Origin of the sequence: Streptomyces sp. NPDC127129 (genome assembly GCF_042671585.1) — a bacterium.
In the GTDB taxonomy this organism is placed as follows: Bacteria; Actinomycetota; Actinomycetes; order Streptomycetales; family Streptomycetaceae; genus Streptomyces.
Genome location: NZ_JBHXTV010000017.1, coordinates 24053 through 41977 on the forward strand (window position 1 = coordinate 24053; position 17925 = coordinate 41977).

A 17925-nucleotide genomic window follows, 5' to 3' on the forward strand; every position below is an offset into this window, starting at 1 on the left:
CACCGCACTCCCCGCTAGACCCCCAACCAACCGCACTGTTCGCGAAGTCGAAGAGCTCACGAAGGGCACCACAACGACCATGGCACCTCCGGCGAAGACGACGGGTGACGGCTCCGGACTGGTGGAGATGGCCTGGGATCCCATCACCCGGATCGTGGGCAGTCTCGGCATCCACACCAAGATCGATTTCAAGCAGAAGCGCGTCGCGGAGTGCTACAGCACGTCCTCCGTGTTCCGCGGCTACAGCGTCTTCATGCGGGGCAAGGACCCCCGCGACGCGCACTTCATCACCAGCCGCATCTGCGGCATCTGCGGTGACAACCACGCCACCTGCTCCGTGTACGCGCAGAACATGGCGTACGGAGTGAAGCCGCCGCACCTCGGCGAGTGGATCATCAACCTCGGCGAGTCCGCCGAGTACATGTTCGACCACAACATCTTCCAGGAGAACCTGGTCGGGGTCGACTACTGCGAGAAGATGGTCCGCGAGACCAACCCCGGGGTCCTGGAGCTGGCCGAGCGCACCGAAGCCCCGCACGCCGCCGAGCACGGCTACCGCACGATCGCCGACATCATGCGGTCGCTCAACCCCCTCGAAGGCGAGTTCTACCGGGAGGCGCTGCAGGTCAGCCGCTACACCCGGGAGATGTTCTGCCTGATGGAGGGACGCCACGTCCACCCCTCCACGCTCTACCCCGGAGGCGTCGGCACCGTCGCGTCGGTCCAGCTCTTCACCGACTACATGAGCCGGCTCATGCGGTACGTGGAGTTCATGAAGCGCGTCGTCCCGCTCCACGACGACCTCTTCGACTTCTTCTACGAGGCGCTGCCCGGCTACGAGGAGGTCGGCCGCCGCCGCGTCCTGCTCGGCTGCTGGGGCGCGCTCAACGACCCCGAGCACTGCGACTTCACCTACGCCAACATGACCGACTGGGGACGGAAGATGTTCGTCACCCCGGGCGTCGTCGTCGACGGCAAGCTGGTGACCAACGACCTCACCGAGATCAACCTCGGCATCCGCATCCTGCTCGGCAGCTCGTACTACGAGGACTGGCAGGGGCAGGAGCAGTTCGTCACCCACGACCCGCTCGGCAACCCGGTCGACCCGCGCCACCCGTGGAACCAGCACACCATCCCGGCGCCGCAGAAGCGCAACTTCGACGACAAGTACAGCTGGGTCATGTCCCCCCGCTGGTTCGACGGCAAGGACCACCTGGCCCTGGACACCGGCGGCGGCCCCATCGCCCGCCTCTGGTCCACGGCCCTGTCCGGCCTCGTCGACATCGGCTACGTCAAGGCCACCGGACACAGCGTCGTCATCAACCTGCCCCGCACCATGACCAAGCCGGAGACCACCTTCGAGTGGAAGATCCCGCAGTGGAGCAACGCCCTGGAGCGCAACCGCGCCCGGACGTACTTCCAGGCCTACGCGGCGGCCGTCGCCCTGCACTGCGCCGAGAAGGGGCTGGAGGAGGTCCGCGCCGGACGCACCCAGACCTGGGAGAAGTTCGAGGTCCCCGACGAGTCCATCGGCGTCGGCTTCACCGAGGCCGTCCGCGGTGTCCTCTCGCACCACATGGTCATCCGCGACGGCAAGATCGCCAACTACCACCCGTACCCGCCCACTCCGTGGAACGCCTCCACCCGGGACACCTTCGGGACCCCCGGGCCGTACGAGGACGCCGTGCAGAACACGCCGATCTTCGAGGAGAACACCCCGGAGAACTTCAAGGGCATCGACATCATGCGTGCCGTGCGCAGCTTCGACCCCTGTCTGCCGTGCGGCGTGCACATGTACACGGGCAACGGCAGGACCGTGAAGTCGATGCACGTCCCCACCGGCCTGAGCGGTCTCGCCGGATGAGCGCGACCACCGCCGAACAGGCGGGCCGGCGGGTCGAGGAGGTGCTGGACCGGCTGGCGGAGAACGGGGACGCCGAGGCCTGTGCGGCGGCCGAGGAAGTCGTACGCGTCCTCATGGAGTTCTACGGAAGCGGCCTCGCCCGCGTCGTGGACCTCCTCGCCCGCCCCGGCGCCCGTCCCTCCACCGGCCCGTCCGCCGCCCCGGCGGCCCCGCAGCCCGCCGGCCCGCTGGATCCGCTGCTCGGGGACGAGCTCGTCGCGAGCCTTCTCACCCTGCACGGACTCCACCCCGAGGACACGCAGACCCGCATCGGACGCGCGCTGTCCGCCCTGCCACAGCCCGTGGAGAACGCCGGATTCGACGCGGAGCGAGGCCTGTTGCGGCTGCGCGTCACCGCCGCTTCCTCCGGCTGCGGCTGTCCCAGCACGCAGGATTCCGTACGGCAGGCGGCCGTGGACGCCCTCGCGTGCTTCGCCCCCGAGGTGACCGACGTCGAGCTGGAGCCCGCCGCTCCGCGCGAGCCGGCGCTGCTCCAGATCGGCACCCGTCCGTCGCTCGCGGGCGCGGACGGCCGCTCCACGGCGGCCCTGTGAACGGGGCGGCGAACGGCGCCGTACGGGCGGCGCGGCGCCCCACGGGGCTGCGCAGGTTCACCGCCCCACGGCCGCCGCGCGAGGAACGCTGCGAACTGTGCGGGGCCCAGCTCGCAGACGAACGCCACCGGCACCTGGTGGACATCGACAAGCGGGCCCTGGCCTGCGCCTGCGGCCCGTGCGCGCAGCTCATGGACGGCTCGGGCGGCTCCCAGGGCCGCTTCCGGGCCGTCCCCGGCCGCTTCCTCGTCGACCCGGCGCACCGGATCGACGACCAGGCATGGGAGTCGCTGCGGATCCCGGTCTCGGTGGCGTTCGTCTTCCGCAACTCCGCCCTCGACCGGCCCGTGGCCCTCTACCCGAGCCCCGCCGGCGCCACCGAGAGCGAACTGGAGGAGACCTCCTGGCGGTCCGTCCTCGACGCCACCCGGCTCGCCGCCCTCCTCGAACCCGACGTGGAGGCTTTGCTGCTGCGCCGCCACGAGGGCCGCACGGAGTGCTTCCTCGTGCCCATCGACCTCTGCTACGAACTGGTGGGCCGCATGAGACTGCTCTGGCAGGGATTCGACGGCGGCGCGGAGGCGCGCGCCGACCTCGACGCCCTCTTCGGCCACGTTCGCGGCCTGGCACGCGAGCCGCAGGGGAGCCGTTCGTGACCGAGTTCTCCTTCAGCTGCACCGACGTCCGCGCCGACCCCTACGCGGCAGGCCCGACCCTCGTGTTCCGGCTGCGCATCACCGCCTCCGGCGGGACCCGCGTCCACGCCCTCGCCCTGCGCTGCCAGATCCGCGTCGAACCCGCCCGGCGCGGCTACGACGACGCCGAGGCCGAGGCGCTCGGCGACCTGTTCGGCGAACGCTCCCGGTGGGGCAGCAGCCTCAACCCGGTCCAGTTCGCCCAGGTCTCCGTCATGGTGCCCGGTTTCACCGACGAGATCGAGACCGACCTCGTCGTCCCGTGCACCTACGACACCGACATCGCCGCGTCCCGCTACTTCCGCGCGCTCTCCGGCGGCGACGTGCCGCTGCTCCTGCTGTTCTCCGGCACCGCGTTCACCGGCGCCGGCGGCTTCCACGTCGAACCCGTGCCGTGGGACAAGGAGATCTCCCACCGCATGCCCGTGAAGGTCTGGCGGGAAATGATCGACCAGCACTTCCCGGGCTGCGGCTGGCTCCGGCTCCCGGCCGACACCATGGACGCCCTGCTCGCCTACCGGTCGCGGAACGCCCTCCCGTCCTGGCAGGCAACCGTCGAGACCCTGCTCGAAGCGGCGGGGGAGAGGACACGATGACCACCGTCGCCTTCACCCCCGGCACCGAGGCGCGGTTCGCCGTCGCCCGGCACGTCGCCGACGCCGTCCTCTTCGAGGGGTACGTGCTCTACCCGTACCGCGCCTCCGCCGCGAAGAACCGCCTCCGCTGGCAGTTCGGGGTCCTCGTGCCGCCGTCCTGGAGCGCGGCCGCGGAGGAGCACGACTTCCAGCACACCGAGTGCCTGATCGAGCCCAGGACCGGCGCCGAACTCGCCGTGGAGGTCCGCTTCCTGCGCGCCCAGCGCCGCACCGTCGAGGAACTCCGCGCGGACGGGACCTTCGCCCCGACCGCCGAACTGCGCCTGGCCGACCGCGTCCTGGTGGCCTGGGACGAAGGAGTCGAGGAGCGGGTCGCCCTCGTCGTCCCCGTCGGCGAACTGGCGGGAGACGGCGCCGCCCTCCCGTTCACCCGCCCCGCCGCCGAGGAGACCGAGGACGTCACCGACTCCGACGGACGTGTCCTCGGACGGCTGGTGCGCCGGCGCGAGGAGATCAGCGGCACGCTGCGGATCTCGGCGACCGAACTCGACGGCCCGTACCGCGTCCAGCGGCTCTCGGTCACCGTGGAGAACACCAGCACCTGGGCCGCCCAGCCGGCCGCGGACCGCCACGCGGCGCTGCCGTACTCCCTGGTCGCCACCCACACGCTGCTCCGTCTCGACGGCGGTTCGTTCCTCTCGATGACGGATCCCCCGGAGTGGGCCAAGGGCGCCGTCGCGGCCTGCCGCAACCTCCACACCTGGCCCGTCCTGGCCGGCGAACCCGGACGCGACGACCTGATGCTCTCCTCGCCGATCATCCTCGAGGACCACCCGGCCATCGCCCCCGAGAGCCCCGGCGCCCTCTACGACGCGACCGAGATCGACGAGATCCTCGCCCTGCGCACCGCCGCCCTCACCGACGAGGAGAAGCGCGAGGCCCGGGGGACCGACGCCCGCGCCGCGGCCGTGATCGAGCTGGCGGACACCATGCCGCCCGAAGTGCTCGAACGCCTCCACGGAGCGGTACGCAGCCTCCAGAGCGTCACCGGACCGAAGGAACCGGACGTCGACGTCCTCCGGCCGGACACCCCCTGGTGGGACCCGGGCGGCGACACCGGCGTCGATCCGGGGCGCGACCACGTCCTCGTCGACGGACGCGCCGTCCGCGCGGGCAGCAGGGTCGTCCTGCGGCCGGGACTGCGCCGCAGCGACGCCCAGGACCTCTTTCTCGACGGACGCACCGCCCTGGTCGAGGCCGTCCTGCACGACGTCGACGGCGGGGTGCACATCGCCGTCACCGTCGAGGACGACCCGGGCGCCGACATCCGCCGTGAACAGGGCCGGTTCCTCTACTTCCAGCCCGACGAGGTCGACGTGGCGGAGGACGCGTGAACGGGCAGCCCGGGCCGGGCGCCGCCGACACCTCAGCGGCCCCGACGGCTCGTACGCTCGTGGCCGGGGTCGGCAACATCTTCCTCGGCGACGACGGCTTCGGGGTCGAGACCGTGCGGCGGCTCACCCGCGAGGAGCTTCCCCCGCACGTCGAGGTGGCCGACGTCGGCGTGCGCGGTGTCCACCTCGCGTACCAGCTCCTCGACGGCTGGGGCACCCTCGTCCTCGTCGACGTCACCGCCCGCGGAGGCGAACCGGGGACGCTGTACCTGATCGACGCCTCGGACACCGCCGGGCGGACCTCCGGTCAGGAGCCCGCACCGCTCGACGGCCACCGGATGACGCCCGACGCCGTCCTCGCCCTGCTCGACACCCTGTGCGCGGGAACCGGAGCCGCACCACCACGGCGGATCTTCGTCGTCGGCTGCGAACCGGCCGCCCTCGACGAAGGCATCGGGCTCACCCCGCGGGTCGCCGCCGCGGTGCCCCAGGCGGTGCGCATGGTGACCGAGCTGGTCCGCCAGGAAGCCGTCGTATGAACACCGAAACGGAGAGCACCATGCCCAAGAACGCCGTCGGCACCGCCGCCGCAGTCACCGCAGCCCTGGCCGCCCTGGCCGTCGTGGTGGGAGTCCTCCCCGACCTCCGGCGCTACCTGCGCATCAGCAGGATGTGACGCCGCGGCCACGGCCACCCGCCCGCGGGCCGGTGGCCGTGGCCGCCGCTGCACCGAACGGACGACACCGTCGTACGATCCCGGCGCGCCGGGCCCGCCCCGCCGCCCGCCCGTCCTCTAATGGCGCCCGAGAGACGCCCCCCCGCGCCCAGGACGGAGACCGATGCACGAGATGTCCGTCGCGGTCGCCGTCGTCGACCAGGTCGAGGCGGCGGCGCGGTCCCGCGGCGCCGTCGGAGTCAGCAGCATCCGACTGGACGTGGGCGAGCTGGCGGGCGTCGTCGACGACGCCCTCGCCTTCTGCTTCGAACTCGCCTGCGCCGGAACCGTCGTCGAGGGCGCCGAACTGATCACCCGTACCGTCCCGGGCCTGGCGCGCTGCGCACCGTGCGCCGAGGACTGGCCGGTCGGCATGCCTCCACGGCTGCTCTGCCCCGGCTGCGGCGCCGCAGCCGACGAACTCGTCTCCGGCCGCGAACTCCAGATCAGGGAAGTCCTCTGGACCGACCCCGAAACGGCCGGCGAACGACGCCCCCGACCGATCACCGAGGAGAGCTGAGCATGTGCCGAGCCGTCGATCTCCAGCGCGCCGTCCTCGCCAAGAACGAGGCCGCGGCAGAGATCCTGCGCACCGAACTGACCGCCCGCGGCACCGCCGTCGTCAACCTGCTCTCCAGCCCGGGAAGCGGTAAGACCGCCCTGCTGGAGCGCGAACTGAGCCTCGCCGGCGAACGGGGCGTCAGCGCCGCCGCGCTCACCGCGGACCTGGCGACCGAGAACGACGCCCGACGGCTGGCCCGGTCGGGCGCTCCCGTGAAGCAGGTGCTCACCGACGGCCTCTGCCACCTGGAGGCCGACATGGTCGCCCGGCACCTGCACGACTGGCTGCCCGAGCACACCCGGCTGCTGTTCGTCGAGAACGTCGGCAACCTCGTCTGCCCGGCAGGCTACGACCTGGGCGAGACCCTCCGGGTCGTCCTCGCCTCGGTCACCGAGGGCGAGGACAAGCCCCTGAAGTACCCGACGGCGTTCGGCCTCGCGCAGCTGGTGATCGTCACCAAGACGGACATGGCCGACGCCGCCGAGTTCGACGAGACGGCCTTCCGCCGGAACGTGGAGCAGGTCAACCCCGGTGTCGAGGTCGTCCTCAGCTCCGTACGTGACGGCCGGGGCTCCGGCGCCCTGCTCGACCGGGCCCTCGCGGCGGCCGAGGGGAACCGCGTCCACACCCCGGTGATGGCCCAGGCCGGCGCGTGACCACGGCACAGCCCGGAACCGCCGCACCCGGCACGGCCCCACGGCGCAGCCGGGTGGTCGTCCGCGGTGTCGTGCAGGGCGTCGGGTTCCGGCCCTTCGTCTACGCCCTCGCCACCGGGCTGCGCCTCTCCGGCCACGTCACCAACACGGCCGACGGTGTCGTCGCCGAGGTCGAGGGCGACGCGGCGGACGTGGCGGCCTTCTGCGCGCGCATCGCGCCCGACGCACCGCCGCTGGCCCGGGTGGAGTCCGTGGAGGCGGCGGAGGTGGCCGCGAGCGGCGGCAGCGGCTTCACGATCGTCCCCTCCCGCCAGGGCGGCGCCGTCCGCACGCTCGTCCCGCCGGACACCGCCACCTGCGCCGACTGCCTCGCCGAGCTGGCGGACCCGGCCGACCGGCGGTACCTCCACCCGTTCATCACCTGCACCCACTGCGGCCCCCGCTTCACCATCGTCACGGGCATGCCCTACGACCGGGTCCACACCACCATGGCCGGCTTCCCGATGTGCCCGGACTGCGCCCGCGAGTACGCGGACCCGTCGGACCGCCGCTTCCACGCCCAACCCGTCGCCTGCCCGGCCTGCGGCCCCCGGCTGCGCCTGGTCACAGCCGGGGGAGGAGGGTCCCGTACCGGCACCGACCCCGTCGCCGAGGCCGGCACCGACCCCGTCGCCGACGCGCGGCGGATGCTCGCGGCGGGCGCGATCCTGGCCGTCAAGGGCCTCGGCGGCTACCACCTCGCCTGCGACGCCACCAACCCCGACGCCGTGACCGAACTGCGGCGCCGGAAGGCGCGCGGTGACAAACCGTTCGCGATGATGGCGGGGGATCTCGCCGACATCGAGCCCCTCGTCCACCTCGGCCCGCTCGAACGCGACCTCCTCGCCGGGAGCGTGCGGCCCGTCGTCCTCCTGCGGCGCCGACAGGACGCGCAGCCGCGCCACGGGGCCGCCCCGGCGGAGGCGGTGGCACCCGGCAGCCCGGACCTCGGCGTCATGCTCCCGTACACCCCCGTCCACCATCTGCTCCTCGGCCTGGGCGCACCGGACGGGCCGGGCCCGCGGCTGCTGGTCATGACCAGCGGCAACCTCTCGGGCGAACCCATCGTCACGGACGACGCCGAGGCGCTGACCCGACTCGCCGGCCTGGCGGACGCCTGGCTGCTGCACGACCGGCCCATCCACGTGCCCTGCGACGACTCCGTCGTCCGCGTCTGCGACGGCGAGCAGCTGACACTGCGGCGGTCGCGGGGGTACGCCCCGCTGCCGGTGACGCTGCCCGTCGAGGTCACCCCCGCGCTCGCCGTGGGAGGTGACCTGAAGAACGCGTTCTGTCTCGGCGAGGGGCGCCAGGCATGGCTCTCCGCCCACATCGGCGACATGGACGACCTCGCCACCCAGCTCGCCCTCGCCTCCGCCGAGCGGCAGTTGGAGTCCATCACGGGTGTACGCCCCGGTCGGCTCGCCGCCGACCGCCACCCCGCGTACCGGTCCACCCGCTGGGCGCGCGGCCAGGCCGCCGGGCGCCCCGTCGTACCGGTGCAGCACCACCACGCGCACGTCGCGGCCGCGATGGCCGAGAACGGCCTCGACGGTACGCGGCCCGTCATCGGTGTGGCGTTCGACGGCACGGGCTACGGCCTGGACGGCGCGGTGTGGGGCGGCGAGTTCCTCGTGGCGGACTACGCCGGCTTCTCGCGGTTCGCCCACCTTGCCTACGTCCCGCTCCCCGGTGGAGACGCGGCCGTACGAAGGCCCTACCGGATGGCGCTGGCCCACCTGCGGGCCGCCGGCCTGACCGCCGATCCGGGGCTGCCGTGCACCCGGGCCTGCCCGCCCGCAGAACTCCCCGTACTCACACGGCAGTTGACGCGTGAGCTGAACTGCGTGCCCACGTCCAGCATGGGGCGTCTCTTCGACGCCGTCTCCTCCCTCGCGGGGATCTGCCACCACGCCGGCTACGAGGCCCAGGCCGCGATCGAGCTGGAGGCCGCCGCCCTGCGTGAGCCCGCCGTCGAGGAGGACGAGCGCTACGTCTTCCGGCCGGGCCCCCGGCAGCCCGGTGAACCGCTCGCCGCCGACCCCGCGCCCCTGCTGGCGGCGGTGGTCGAGGACGTGCTCGGCGGCACCCCCGCCCCCGTGGTCGCGGCGCGGTTCCACCGTGCCGTGGCGCGCTGGGTCCGTACGGTCTGCGCCGCCGCGCGGAGCGGGACCGGAGTGGAGACGGTCGCCCTGACCGGGGGAGTGTTCGCCAACGTGGTGCTCTCCTCCGCCTGTGCCCGGGGACTGCGGGAGGACGGCTTCACCGTGCTGCGCCACCGCCGGATCCCGCCGAACGACGGCGGTCTGGCCCTCGGCCAGCTCGTCGTGGCCGCCCGCGCCACCGACCACCCGGCGGGCGCGGACATCACGGCCCACGCGGTGGGCGCGGACGTCACGGACCGACCCGCGGCCGTCCCCGGCACGCCACGACGAGAGCGACAGTGAGGAGACACCCATGTGCCTGGCGGTACCCGGAAAAGTGCTGGACGTCGAGGACCGGGACGGCACCCGGATGGCCACGGTCGACTTCGGCGGCGTGGTCAAGGAGGTGTGCCTGGAGTACCTGCCGGACCTGCAGCCCGGTGAGTACGCGATCGTCCACGTGGGATTCGCCCTGCAACGCCTGGACGAGGAGTCGGCCATGAGGACGCTGGAGCTGTTCGAGACGCTCGGCATGCTCCAGGAGGAGTTCGGCGACCCGTGGGAGTCGGCCGCGGGAATGACGGTAGACGACGAGCGGCCGGCGCACGAGGGCGTGGCCGGAGAGGTGCAGCGGTGAAGTACATCGACGAGTTCCAGGATCCCGGGCTGGCCCGGCGGCTGCTCGACGACATCCGCGCGACGGTGACGCGGCCCTGGGCGCTGATGGAGGTCTGCGGTGGTCAGACCCACACCATCATCCGGCACGGGATCGACCAACTGCTGCCGCCAGAGGTGGAGTTGATCCACGGGCCGGGCTGTCCGGTGTGTGTGACGCCGCTCGAAGTGATCGACAAGGCACTGGAGATCGCGTCGCGGCCGGGCGTGATCTTCTGTTCGTTCGGGGACATGCTGCGGGTGCCCGGTACCGACCGCGACCTGTTCCAGGTCCGCGGCCAGGGCGGCGACGTCCGGGTCGTCTACTCGCCGCTCGACGCGCTGCGGATCGCCGAGCAGAACCCGGACCGCGAAGTGGTCTTCTTCGGCATCGGGTTCGAGACGACGGCCCCGCCCAACGCGATGACGGTCCATCAGGCACACAAGCTGGGCATCCGTAACTTCAGCCTGCTGGTCTCCCACGTCAGGGTACCCCCGGCGATCGAGGCGATCATGAACTCCCCCGACTGCCGCGTCCAGGGCTTCCTCGCGGCGGGGCACGTGTGCAGTGTGATGGGCACGGAGGAGTACCCCGAACTGGCCGAACGCCACCGGGTGCCGATCGTCGTGACCGGCTTCGAGCCGCTGGACATCCTCGAAGGCGTACGGCGCACCGTCCGCCAGCTGGAGCGCGGGGAGCACACCGTCGAGAACGCCTATCCGCGGGCGGTGCTCGCCGAGGGCAACCCGGCCGCGCGGGCGATGCTCGACGACGTCTTCGAGGTCACGGACCGGGCGTGGCGCGGGATCGGGGTCATCCCGGACAGCGGCTGGAAGCTGTCGGAACGGTACCGGGCGTACGACGCCGAGCACCGGTTCTCCGTCGAGGGGATCACCACCCGCGAGCCGGCCGAGTGCCGGAGCGGCGAGGTCCTGCAGGGGCTGCTCAAGCCCCACGAGTGCGAGGCGTTCGGCACGACCTGCACCCCGCGCTCCCCGCTGGGCGCCACGATGGTCTCCAGTGAAGGGGCGTGCGCCGCCTACTACCTCTACCGGCGGCTCGACCTCGGCACCCCGGCGCGGAAGTCTCCGGCCGAGAAGTCGCCGGCACAGAAGTCCGCCGCCCTGGAGGGGAGTTCCGTTGTCTGAGCTGATGCGCGACACCGCTCCGGGCCAGGCGCCCGACATGCTCGCCTGGACGTGTCCGGCGCCGCTGAGGGACCAGCCGCGTGTGGTGATGGGCCACGGCGGCGGAGGCGCCCTCTCCGCCGAACTGGTCGAGCACGTCTTCGCGCCCGCCTTCGGCGGCCCCGCGCTCTCGGTCACCACCGACGCCGCGACCGTCGAACTCGGCGGCGCCCGGCTGGCGTTCTCCACCGACTCCTTCGTCGTGCGCCCCCTGTTCTTCCCCGGGGGCAGCATCGGCGACCTGGCCGTCAACGGCACGGTCAACGACCTCGCCATGAGCGGTGCGCGTGCGGCCTACCTGTCCTGCGGGTTCATCCTGGAGGAGGGCGTGGAGACCGACGTCGTGACCCGTGTCGCCCAGGCGCTCGGCGCGGCGGCGCGGACGGCGGGCGTGCAGGTGGTCACGGGCGACACCAAGGTGGTCGAGGCAGGCCACGGCGACGGCATCTACATCAACACCTCCGGCATCGGCGTCGTCCCCGCCGGGGTCGATCTCCGGCCGCAGCGCGTGGTACCCGGTGACGTGGTGATCGTCAGCGGTCCCATCGGCGTCCATGGCGTGGCGATCATGAGCGTGCGCGAGGGCCTGGAGTTCGGGGTCGAGATCGAGAGCGACTGCGCCGCGCTCGGCGGCCTGGTCGAGGCGATGCTGGCGGTCACTCCGGACCTGCACGTGCTGCGTGACCCCACGCGCGGGGGGCTCGCAGCCTCGCTCAACGAGATCGCGAGCGCGTCGGGCACCGGAGTCGTCGTCCGGGAGCGGGACATCCCCGTCCCGGACCCCGTGGCGAACGCGTGCGCGGTGCTCGGCCTCGATCCGATGTACGTGGCGAACGAGGGCAAGCTGGTGGCCTTCGTTCCGCGCGAGCACGCCGACGCCGTACTCGCCGCGATGCGCGCGCACCCGCTGGGCGCCGGGGCGGCCGTGATCGGGGAGGCCGTCGAGGCGCATCCCGGCATGGTGGTCGCCCGTACCGGCCTCGGTGGTACGCGTGTGGTGGACATGCCGCTCGGGGAGCAGCTGCCGCGGATCTGCTGAAGGTCAGCCGCGGGCGCGGCGGTGGCGCGAGGTGTCGAGGGTCCAGGTGTGGGTGCAGTTCGGGCACTGCAGATGGACCCGAGGCCCCTTGTTGGAGATCAGGTAGCGCCAGTGCTCCGAGCAGTTGCGGCGCTCGCCGCAGGGCGCGCAGTCACGTGCGTCGTCGCATCCGGGGCAGGCGACCCAGGCGCGGCGGGCCCGGTCGGCGTGGGGATCAATGGGAAGACGCACGACCCGGCTCCTGTCCCGGCAGCACACCCTCCGCCACGAGCATCGCGTGGATCCGCTGCTGCTCCTCGTCCAGTCCGGAGTAGAGCAGGGCGTACGCGGCCTCCTCCTCCCGCAGCACGGCCACGGGGTCCCAGTCGGGGCCCAGCGCCGCCACGACCTCGGCCCGGCGGCGGGCCTCCTCAAGGGTGAGGTCGATGGTGAAACTGACGTGGTCGGGATCGGTGCCGTGGTTCATGGGAGCGCTTTCGATGGTGCTTTCGGAGGAACCCCGAAAATCGAACAGGTTCTGCCACGTGTATCAGAGGGGGCAGGAGGTGCGGAAGGGGCGGCTTGCGCGGCGAGACGCGGTCGGGAGGCGCGTCCCGACGCCGTGAAGCCGCCCCGTGCGGCACCTGACGGCGCAGATCAAAGGGCGCCGGCCCCGGAGGACGGGCGATGGCGTACCTCCGCGCATCCCGGCGGTGTGTCGCATCTCATGCGAAACCGGTCACCCGGACTCGGGTGACCGGGCCTCGCCCGGGCCGCTGTCCGGGCATCTCGCAGGTACCGGAATCCCACCGACCGGTCGGAAGATCGTTGTAGTGTCCGCGCCATGACTACGGACACCGCCGACGCGGAATGCCTCGCCCTCACACGCACGCTGCGCCGCCGGGGCGCGATCGTCCTCGCGGTGTTCGCCCTGGTCTGGGCCCTCGCCGGCGGCTCGGGGATATCGGCGGCACCGGTGTCGGTCGCGGTCGGCGTCGTCGCGGCCCTCGTGACGGCCGGCGCGGTGGTGCTGGCCTTCCGGGGTACGACGGGCCCCGTGACGCGACCGGTGCGGCTGCCGGAGAAGTGGAACCGGGGGGTCGGCCTGGTCAACATGGCCGAGCTGGTGGCGATCTTCGCCGTGATCGCCGCGTCGAACGCCTCGGGCCACCCGGAGTTCATCCCCGTCGGGATCTGCCTCGTCGTGGGGCTGCACTTCTTCCCGCTGGCCCGCCTCTTCGACCAGGGGCAGTACAAGTGGACCGCGATCTTCCTGACGGCCGTCGCCCTGGTGGGGCTCGCGGTCCTGGCGGCCGGGACATCGGCGGAGACGATCCGCACGGTGGTGGGTCTGGGGGCGGCGGTCGTCCTGTGGGCCTCGTCCTTCCACGTGGCCCTGCGCGGCTGACTCCCAGGCCCCGTTCGGCGCAAGCCGCGGCCGTGTTCGCGCCGTACGGGCCGCCGGCAGGGCAGCGTGGGCGGTGACCGAGGGAAGGTGGCTCCGACCGTGCAGCCGAGCGAGATCGCCGAGATCCTGAACCGTCCGCTCAGCCGGGAACTCCTGGCCCGCGACCTGACCCGCCTGGCGTACGTGGGCAGGGACGACGCGCCCCGGGTCGTCCCGATCGGCTTCACGTGGAACGGCACGGAAGTCGTGATGTGCACACCGACGAACGCCCCGAAGATCGCGGCCCTGCGCCGCAACCCGTCGGTCGCCCTGACGATCGACACCGAGGTCCACCCACCGAAGATCCTGCTGCTCCGCGGCCAGGCGGAGCTGGACGTCGTCGACGGCATCCCGGACGAGTTCTTCCAGTCGAGCGGCAGCTACGAAATGACGCCCGAGCAGCGGGCGGAGTGGGAGACCGAGGTCCGCTCGCTCTACGACGGCATGGTCCGGATCGTGGTGACCCCGACGTGGGCGAAGCTGATCGACTTCGAGACGACGCTCCCGAGCGCGGTCGAGGAACTGCTGAAGCGTCGCGAGGAACGCGAAGGCGCGTGACAGCGGACCCCGTGCCGGGAGAGTTCACCTTCGAGTCCGGCGTCATGGCCGTGGTCCGCCACGGGGGCCTGGTCCGACCGCGCGACCGCGCGCGTCGAGGTCGGACTCCCCTCCGGTGCGCACCGGCCCCTGGAGCGGGGCCGGGTTCCGTGTCGGGGTGGTGGCGGGGGCGGCGTGCCGCCCCCGCCGGGTCAGGCCTCGCAGTTGATCTCGGCGTCCGTGCCGGTCTCGCCGTCGCAGTCGTCCGTGCCCGCGCCGCCGTTGAGGCTGTCGTTCGCCGGGCCGCCCCGGAGGTTGTCGTCCCCGGGTCCGCCGTGGATGACGTCGGAGCCGCCCGCGGTGCCCGCCGAGCCGCCCTGGGTGTTGAACGAGTCGCCGACGATGCGGTCGTCGCCGCCGCGCCCGTCGATCACGTCGTGGCCCGCGGTGGAGCCCGTCGGGTCGCCGAAGGCGCTGTCCCCGATGATGAGCTCCTCGTTCGCGGAGCCGCCCGTGATGCGGTCGTTCCCGGAGCCGGTCGCCCGGCCGAAGAACGTCGCGTGGTCACCGTTCGCGCCGATGCCGCCGTCCTCGCCCAGGTCGATGACGTCGTCGCCGCCGGCGCCGCTCGCGTTGCCCAGGGCGGCCTCGTTGTCGCCGGTGACGTAGCCGAACTCCCCCGGACCCTCGAGGAGTACGTCGTCGGCGGCGCCCGTGGCGTCGAAGAAGGCGATCGAGTCGCCGACGAGTGAGTCGCTGCCCGGGCCGCCCTCGAGTCGGTCGGTCGCCGCGCCGAAGGTGTGGTCGGCGAGGCTGTCGCCGACGAGTGAGTCCTCGTCGTTCCCGCCGGAGAGCAGGTCCGTGGAGGCGCCGCGAGCGGCGCCCTGCACGGCCACGTGGTCGCCGGTCAGCGAGTCGAGGCCGGCGCCTCCCGAGAGCCGGTCGCGGCCCGTGGGGCCGGTGGCGTCCCCGGTGAGGACCCAGTCGTCGCCGACCAGCGAGTCGTCGCCGGCGCCGCCGTCGAGCTGGTCGTCACCGGCTCCGCCCGAGATCCGGTCGTCGCCGGCCCCGCCGATCAGGGTGTCGCTGCCGCCCATCCCGCAGATCAGGTCGTTGCCGCCCCCGCCGTCGATCACATCGCGGCCCGGGGTGCCGATGATCACGTCGTCCCCGGGGGTGCCGGTCGTGGTCGTGGCCGGGGCGTCGAAGCAGGTGGGTGCCGCGGCCACGGCGGGCCGGGCGCCGAGTCCGACGAGGGCGGTGACCACCGCGGGCGCACACAGGGTGGCCAGGACGCGGCGTCCGCGGGTGGTGGTTCTTCGGTCCCCGGGCATCTGGGCTCCTTCGGCTGCTGAGTGGGATCGGATCCGAGTGGCATCATGAAGCGAAATGTCACCCAGGGTGCTCAGTGATCGCGGAGAGTGATCGCTGCGCGTGATGCCTGCCAGCAGCCGGGGCGCGAGTCCCAGCGTCCGTCCTGTTTTCATCCGATCGGATTTTCGGCGGATGCCACGGATGTGGTGATGCCCCCGGTCGCCCGCCCGGACATGGGCGGCCGACCGGGGGCATCAGGGTCCGGCCGGCTCAGGCGAGGTCGAACCGGTCGAGGTTCATCACCTTGTCCCACGCCGCCACGAAGTCGCGTACGAACTTCTCGCCCGCGTCCTCGGAGGCGTACACCTCCGCGATCGCCCGGAGCTGGGAGTGCGAACCGAAGACGAGGTCGACGGCGGTCGCGGTCCACTTGACGTCGCCCGTGGCGCGGTCCCGGCCCTCGAACACGTTCTCCGTCGAGGCCGACGGCTTCCACTCCGTACCCATGTCGAGCAGGTTGACGAAGAAGTCGTTCGTCAACGCCTCCGGCCTGTCCGTGAACACACCGTGCGAGGACTGCTTGAAGCCGGTGTTCAGGGCCCGCATGCCGCCGGTCAGCACCGCCATCTCCGGAGCGGTCAGCGTCAGCAGGTTGGCGCGGTCCAGCATGAGGGTCTCCGGCGACAACTTCTCGCCGGCCCGCAGGTAGTTGCGGAACCCGTCCGCCCTCGGTTCGAGGACGGCGAACGCCTCCACGTCCGTCTGCTCCTGCGAGGCGTCCGTGCGTCCCGGGGCGAACGGGACCGTCACGTCGTGCCCCGCGTTCTTCGCGGCCCGCTCGACGGCCGCGCAGCCGCCCAGCACGATCAGGTCGGCGAGTGAGACCTTCTTGCCGCCGGACTGCGCGTCGTTGAAGTCCCGCTGGATCTGTTCGAGGCCACGCACCACCTCGGCCACCTCGGGCAGGTCGTTGACCTCCCAGTCCTTCTGCGGCGCGAGCCGGAGCCGCGCTCCGTTGGCCCCGCCGCGCTTGTCCGTGCCGCGGAAGCTCGCCGCCGACGCCCAGGCGGCCCCGGCCAGCTGGGAGACGGACAGCCCCGAGTCGAGGATCCGGCGCTTGAGGTCGGCGATGTCCGCGTCCCCGACGAGCTCGTGGTCGACCTCGGGCACGGGGTCCTGCCACAGCTGCGCCTCGGGAATCCACGGGCCGAGGTAGCGCGAGGCGGGCCCCATGTCACGGTGCAGCAGCTTGTACCACGCCTTGGCGAACGCCTCCGCGAGCAGCTCGGGGTTCTCGTGGAAGCGCTTCGAGATCGGGGCGTAGACCGGATCCAGCTTCAGCGAGAGGTCCGTCGTCAGCATCATGGGCGCGTGGCTCTTCGACCGGTCGTGGGCGTCGGGCACCGTGCCCTGCGCCGCGGGGTCCGTCGGCTTCCACTGCTGGGCCCCGGCCGGGCTCGTCGTCAGCTCCCACTCGTACCCGAACAGGTTGTCCAGGTACCCGTTGTCCCACCTCGTCGGTTCCGAGGTCCAGGCGCCCTCCAGACCGCTGGTGATCGTGTCGGCGCCCTTGCCGGTGCCGGACGTGTTGAGCCAGCCGATGCCCTGCTGCTCGACGGGAGCGGCCTCGGGCTCGGGACCGACGTACGAGGGATCCACCGCGCCGTGGCACTTGCCGAACGTGTGGCCGCCGATGATGAGCGCGACCGTCTCCTCGTCGTTCATCGCCATGCGTCCGAACGTCTCCCGGATGTCGCGCGCCGCGGCGACCGGGTCCGGATTGCCGTTGGGACCCTCCGGGTTGACGTAGATCAGCCCCATCTGCACGGCGCCGAACGGGCCGGACAGTTCCCTGTCGCCGCTGTAGCGCTCGTCGCCGAGCCAGGTGTCCTCGGGGCCCCAGAAGATCTCCTCGGGCTCCCAGATGTCCTCCCGCCCGAAGCCGAACCCGAAGGTCTTGAACCCCATCGACTCCATGGCGCAGTTGCCGGCGAAGACCAGGAGGTCGGCCCAGGAGATCTTCCGGCCGTACTTCCGCTTCACCGGCCAGAGCAGACGACGCGCCTTGTCGAGGCTCGCGTTGTCCGGCCAGCTGTTGAGCGGGGCGAAGCGCTGGGCGCCGGAGCCGCCGCCGCCCCGGCCGTCCTCGATGCGGTACGTGCCCGCCGCGTGCCAGCTCATGCGGATGAAGAGCGGCCCGTAGTGGCCGTAATCGGCGGGCCACCAGTCCTGCGACGTCGTCATCACGTCGATGACGTCCCGCTTCAGCGCGTCGACGTCGAGGGTCGCGAATTCCTTCGCGTAGTCGAAGTCGCCGTCCATCGGACTGGACTGCGGCGAGTGCGTGTGGAGGACCTGAAGGTCGAGCTGATTCGGCCACCAGTCCCGGTTCGTCCTGGGGCGATCCGGCGTAGGGGTGGGGGAGTCGATTACCGGGTTTTCGCTTTCGCTGCCGGACACGTCCGTCCTTCTTCCTGTCTCGTCATTTCAGGTGGCGTCCGTATGGTCG

At 72.2% G+C, this 17925-nt stretch carries 19 protein-coding genes; 15 read left to right on the forward strand and 4 right to left on the reverse strand.

Features of this window, described 5'->3' with window-relative positions:
• Positions 1–79: 79 nt before the first annotated feature.
• The 13 genes from ACFVGW_RS28795 (at position 80) to hypE (ending at position 12139) form a co-directional block, all read left to right on the forward strand.
• Complete coding sequence (locus ACFVGW_RS28795; RefSeq protein ID WP_352191255.1) at positions 80–1864, forward strand: nickel-dependent hydrogenase large subunit; 1785 nt, start codon at positions 80–82, stop codon at positions 1862–1864.
• Complete coding sequence (locus ACFVGW_RS28800) at positions 1861–2457, forward strand: hypothetical protein (RefSeq protein ID WP_385853980.1); 597 nt, start codon at positions 1861–1863, stop codon at positions 2455–2457. The genes ACFVGW_RS28795 and ACFVGW_RS28800 overlap by 4 nt, the downstream gene beginning before the upstream one ends.
• A complete protein-coding gene (locus ACFVGW_RS28805) occupies positions 2454–3113 on the forward strand; it encodes a DUF5947 family protein (RefSeq protein ID WP_385853981.1) in 660 nt (219 codons plus the stop codon). The genes ACFVGW_RS28800 and ACFVGW_RS28805 overlap by 4 nt, the downstream gene beginning before the upstream one ends.
• Entirely contained in the window at positions 3110–3748 is a 639-nt protein-coding gene (locus ACFVGW_RS28810; protein WP_352191258.1) for a DUF6084 family protein, read from the forward strand. Before ACFVGW_RS28805 ends, ACFVGW_RS28810 begins: the two co-directional genes overlap by 4 nt.
• Complete coding sequence (locus ACFVGW_RS28815; protein WP_385853982.1) at positions 3745–5142, forward strand: hypothetical protein; 1398 nt, start codon at positions 3745–3747, stop codon at positions 5140–5142. The genes ACFVGW_RS28810 and ACFVGW_RS28815 overlap by 4 nt, the downstream gene beginning before the upstream one ends.
• Positions 5139–5681 (forward strand): hydrogenase maturation protease, encoded by a 543-nt coding sequence (locus tag ACFVGW_RS28820; RefSeq protein ID WP_385853983.1) that lies wholly within the window; start codon positions 5139–5141, stop codon positions 5679–5681. The genes ACFVGW_RS28815 and ACFVGW_RS28820 overlap by 4 nt, the downstream gene beginning before the upstream one ends.
• Complete coding sequence (locus tag ACFVGW_RS28825) at positions 5678–5818, forward strand: DUF6893 family small protein (protein WP_383229406.1); 141 nt, start codon at positions 5678–5680, stop codon at positions 5816–5818. Before ACFVGW_RS28820 ends, ACFVGW_RS28825 begins: the two co-directional genes overlap by 4 nt.
• A gap of 163 nt (positions 5819–5981) precedes the next feature.
• Positions 5982–6377 (forward strand): hydrogenase maturation nickel metallochaperone HypA, encoded by a 396-nt coding sequence (locus ACFVGW_RS28830; protein WP_383571758.1) that lies wholly within the window; start codon positions 5982–5984, stop codon positions 6375–6377.
• A gap of 2 nt (positions 6378–6379) precedes the next feature.
• A complete protein-coding gene (gene hypB, locus ACFVGW_RS28835; protein WP_385853984.1) occupies positions 6380–7075 on the forward strand; it encodes a hydrogenase nickel incorporation protein HypB in 696 nt (231 codons plus the stop codon).
• A complete protein-coding gene (gene hypF / locus ACFVGW_RS28840) occupies positions 7072–9561 on the forward strand; it encodes a carbamoyltransferase HypF (protein WP_385853985.1) in 2490 nt (829 codons plus the stop codon). The genes hypB and hypF overlap by 4 nt, the downstream gene beginning before the upstream one ends.
• 10 nt (positions 9562–9571) lie before the next feature.
• On the forward strand, positions 9572–9895 hold the full coding sequence (locus tag ACFVGW_RS28845) for a HypC/HybG/HupF family hydrogenase formation chaperone (RefSeq protein WP_352191265.1): 324 nt from the start codon (positions 9572–9574) through the stop codon (positions 9893–9895).
• Entirely contained in the window at positions 9892–11061 is a 1170-nt protein-coding gene (gene hypD / locus ACFVGW_RS28850; RefSeq protein WP_385853986.1) for a hydrogenase formation protein HypD, read from the forward strand. The genes ACFVGW_RS28845 and hypD overlap by 4 nt, the downstream gene beginning before the upstream one ends.
• A 4-nt stretch (positions 11062–11065) precedes the next feature.
• Positions 11066–12139 (forward strand): hydrogenase expression/formation protein HypE, encoded by a 1074-nt coding sequence (hypE, locus tag ACFVGW_RS28855; protein WP_385854086.1) that lies wholly within the window; start codon positions 11066–11068, stop codon positions 12137–12139.
• Positions 12140–12142: 3 nt separating this feature from the next.
• Here hypE and ACFVGW_RS28860 read toward each other — a convergent pair whose 3' ends face one another.
• Both ACFVGW_RS28860 and ACFVGW_RS28865 read right to left on the reverse strand, forming a co-directional pair.
• Positions 12143–12370 carry a hypothetical protein gene (locus tag ACFVGW_RS28860; protein ID WP_352191267.1) on the reverse strand — a complete coding sequence of 76 codons (228 nt, stop codon included), beginning with the start codon at positions 12368–12370 and terminating at the stop codon, positions 12143–12145.
• Entirely contained in the window at positions 12354–12605 is a 252-nt protein-coding gene (locus tag ACFVGW_RS28865; RefSeq protein WP_385853987.1) for a DUF6400 family protein, read from the reverse strand. Before ACFVGW_RS28865 ends, ACFVGW_RS28860 begins: the two co-directional genes overlap by 17 nt.
• A 357-nt stretch (positions 12606–12962) precedes the next feature.
• Here ACFVGW_RS28865 and ACFVGW_RS28870 point away from each other — a divergent pair, with 357 nt between their 5' ends.
• Both ACFVGW_RS28870 and ACFVGW_RS28875 read left to right on the forward strand, forming a co-directional pair.
• Positions 12963–13526, forward strand: coding sequence for a DUF7010 family protein (locus tag ACFVGW_RS28870; RefSeq protein ID WP_385853988.1), 564 nt, complete (start codon positions 12963–12965; stop codon positions 13524–13526).
• A gap of 99 nt (positions 13527–13625) precedes the next feature.
• Positions 13626–14123, forward strand: coding sequence for a pyridoxamine 5'-phosphate oxidase family protein (locus tag ACFVGW_RS28875; RefSeq protein ID WP_385853989.1), 498 nt, complete (start codon positions 13626–13628; stop codon positions 14121–14123).
• A gap of 191 nt (positions 14124–14314) precedes the next feature.
• Here the strand turns inward: ACFVGW_RS28875 and ACFVGW_RS28880 are convergent, their stop codons facing one another.
• Entirely contained in the window at positions 14315–15436 is a 1122-nt protein-coding gene (locus ACFVGW_RS28880) for a calcium-binding protein (RefSeq protein ID WP_385853990.1), read from the reverse strand.
• A 250-nt stretch (positions 15437–15686) separates the two neighbouring features.
• Complete coding sequence (gene katG, locus ACFVGW_RS28885; RefSeq protein ID WP_385853991.1) at positions 15687–17876, reverse strand: catalase/peroxidase HPI; 2190 nt, start codon at positions 17874–17876, stop codon at positions 15687–15689.
• Between the last annotated feature and the right edge of the window lie 49 nt (positions 17877–17925).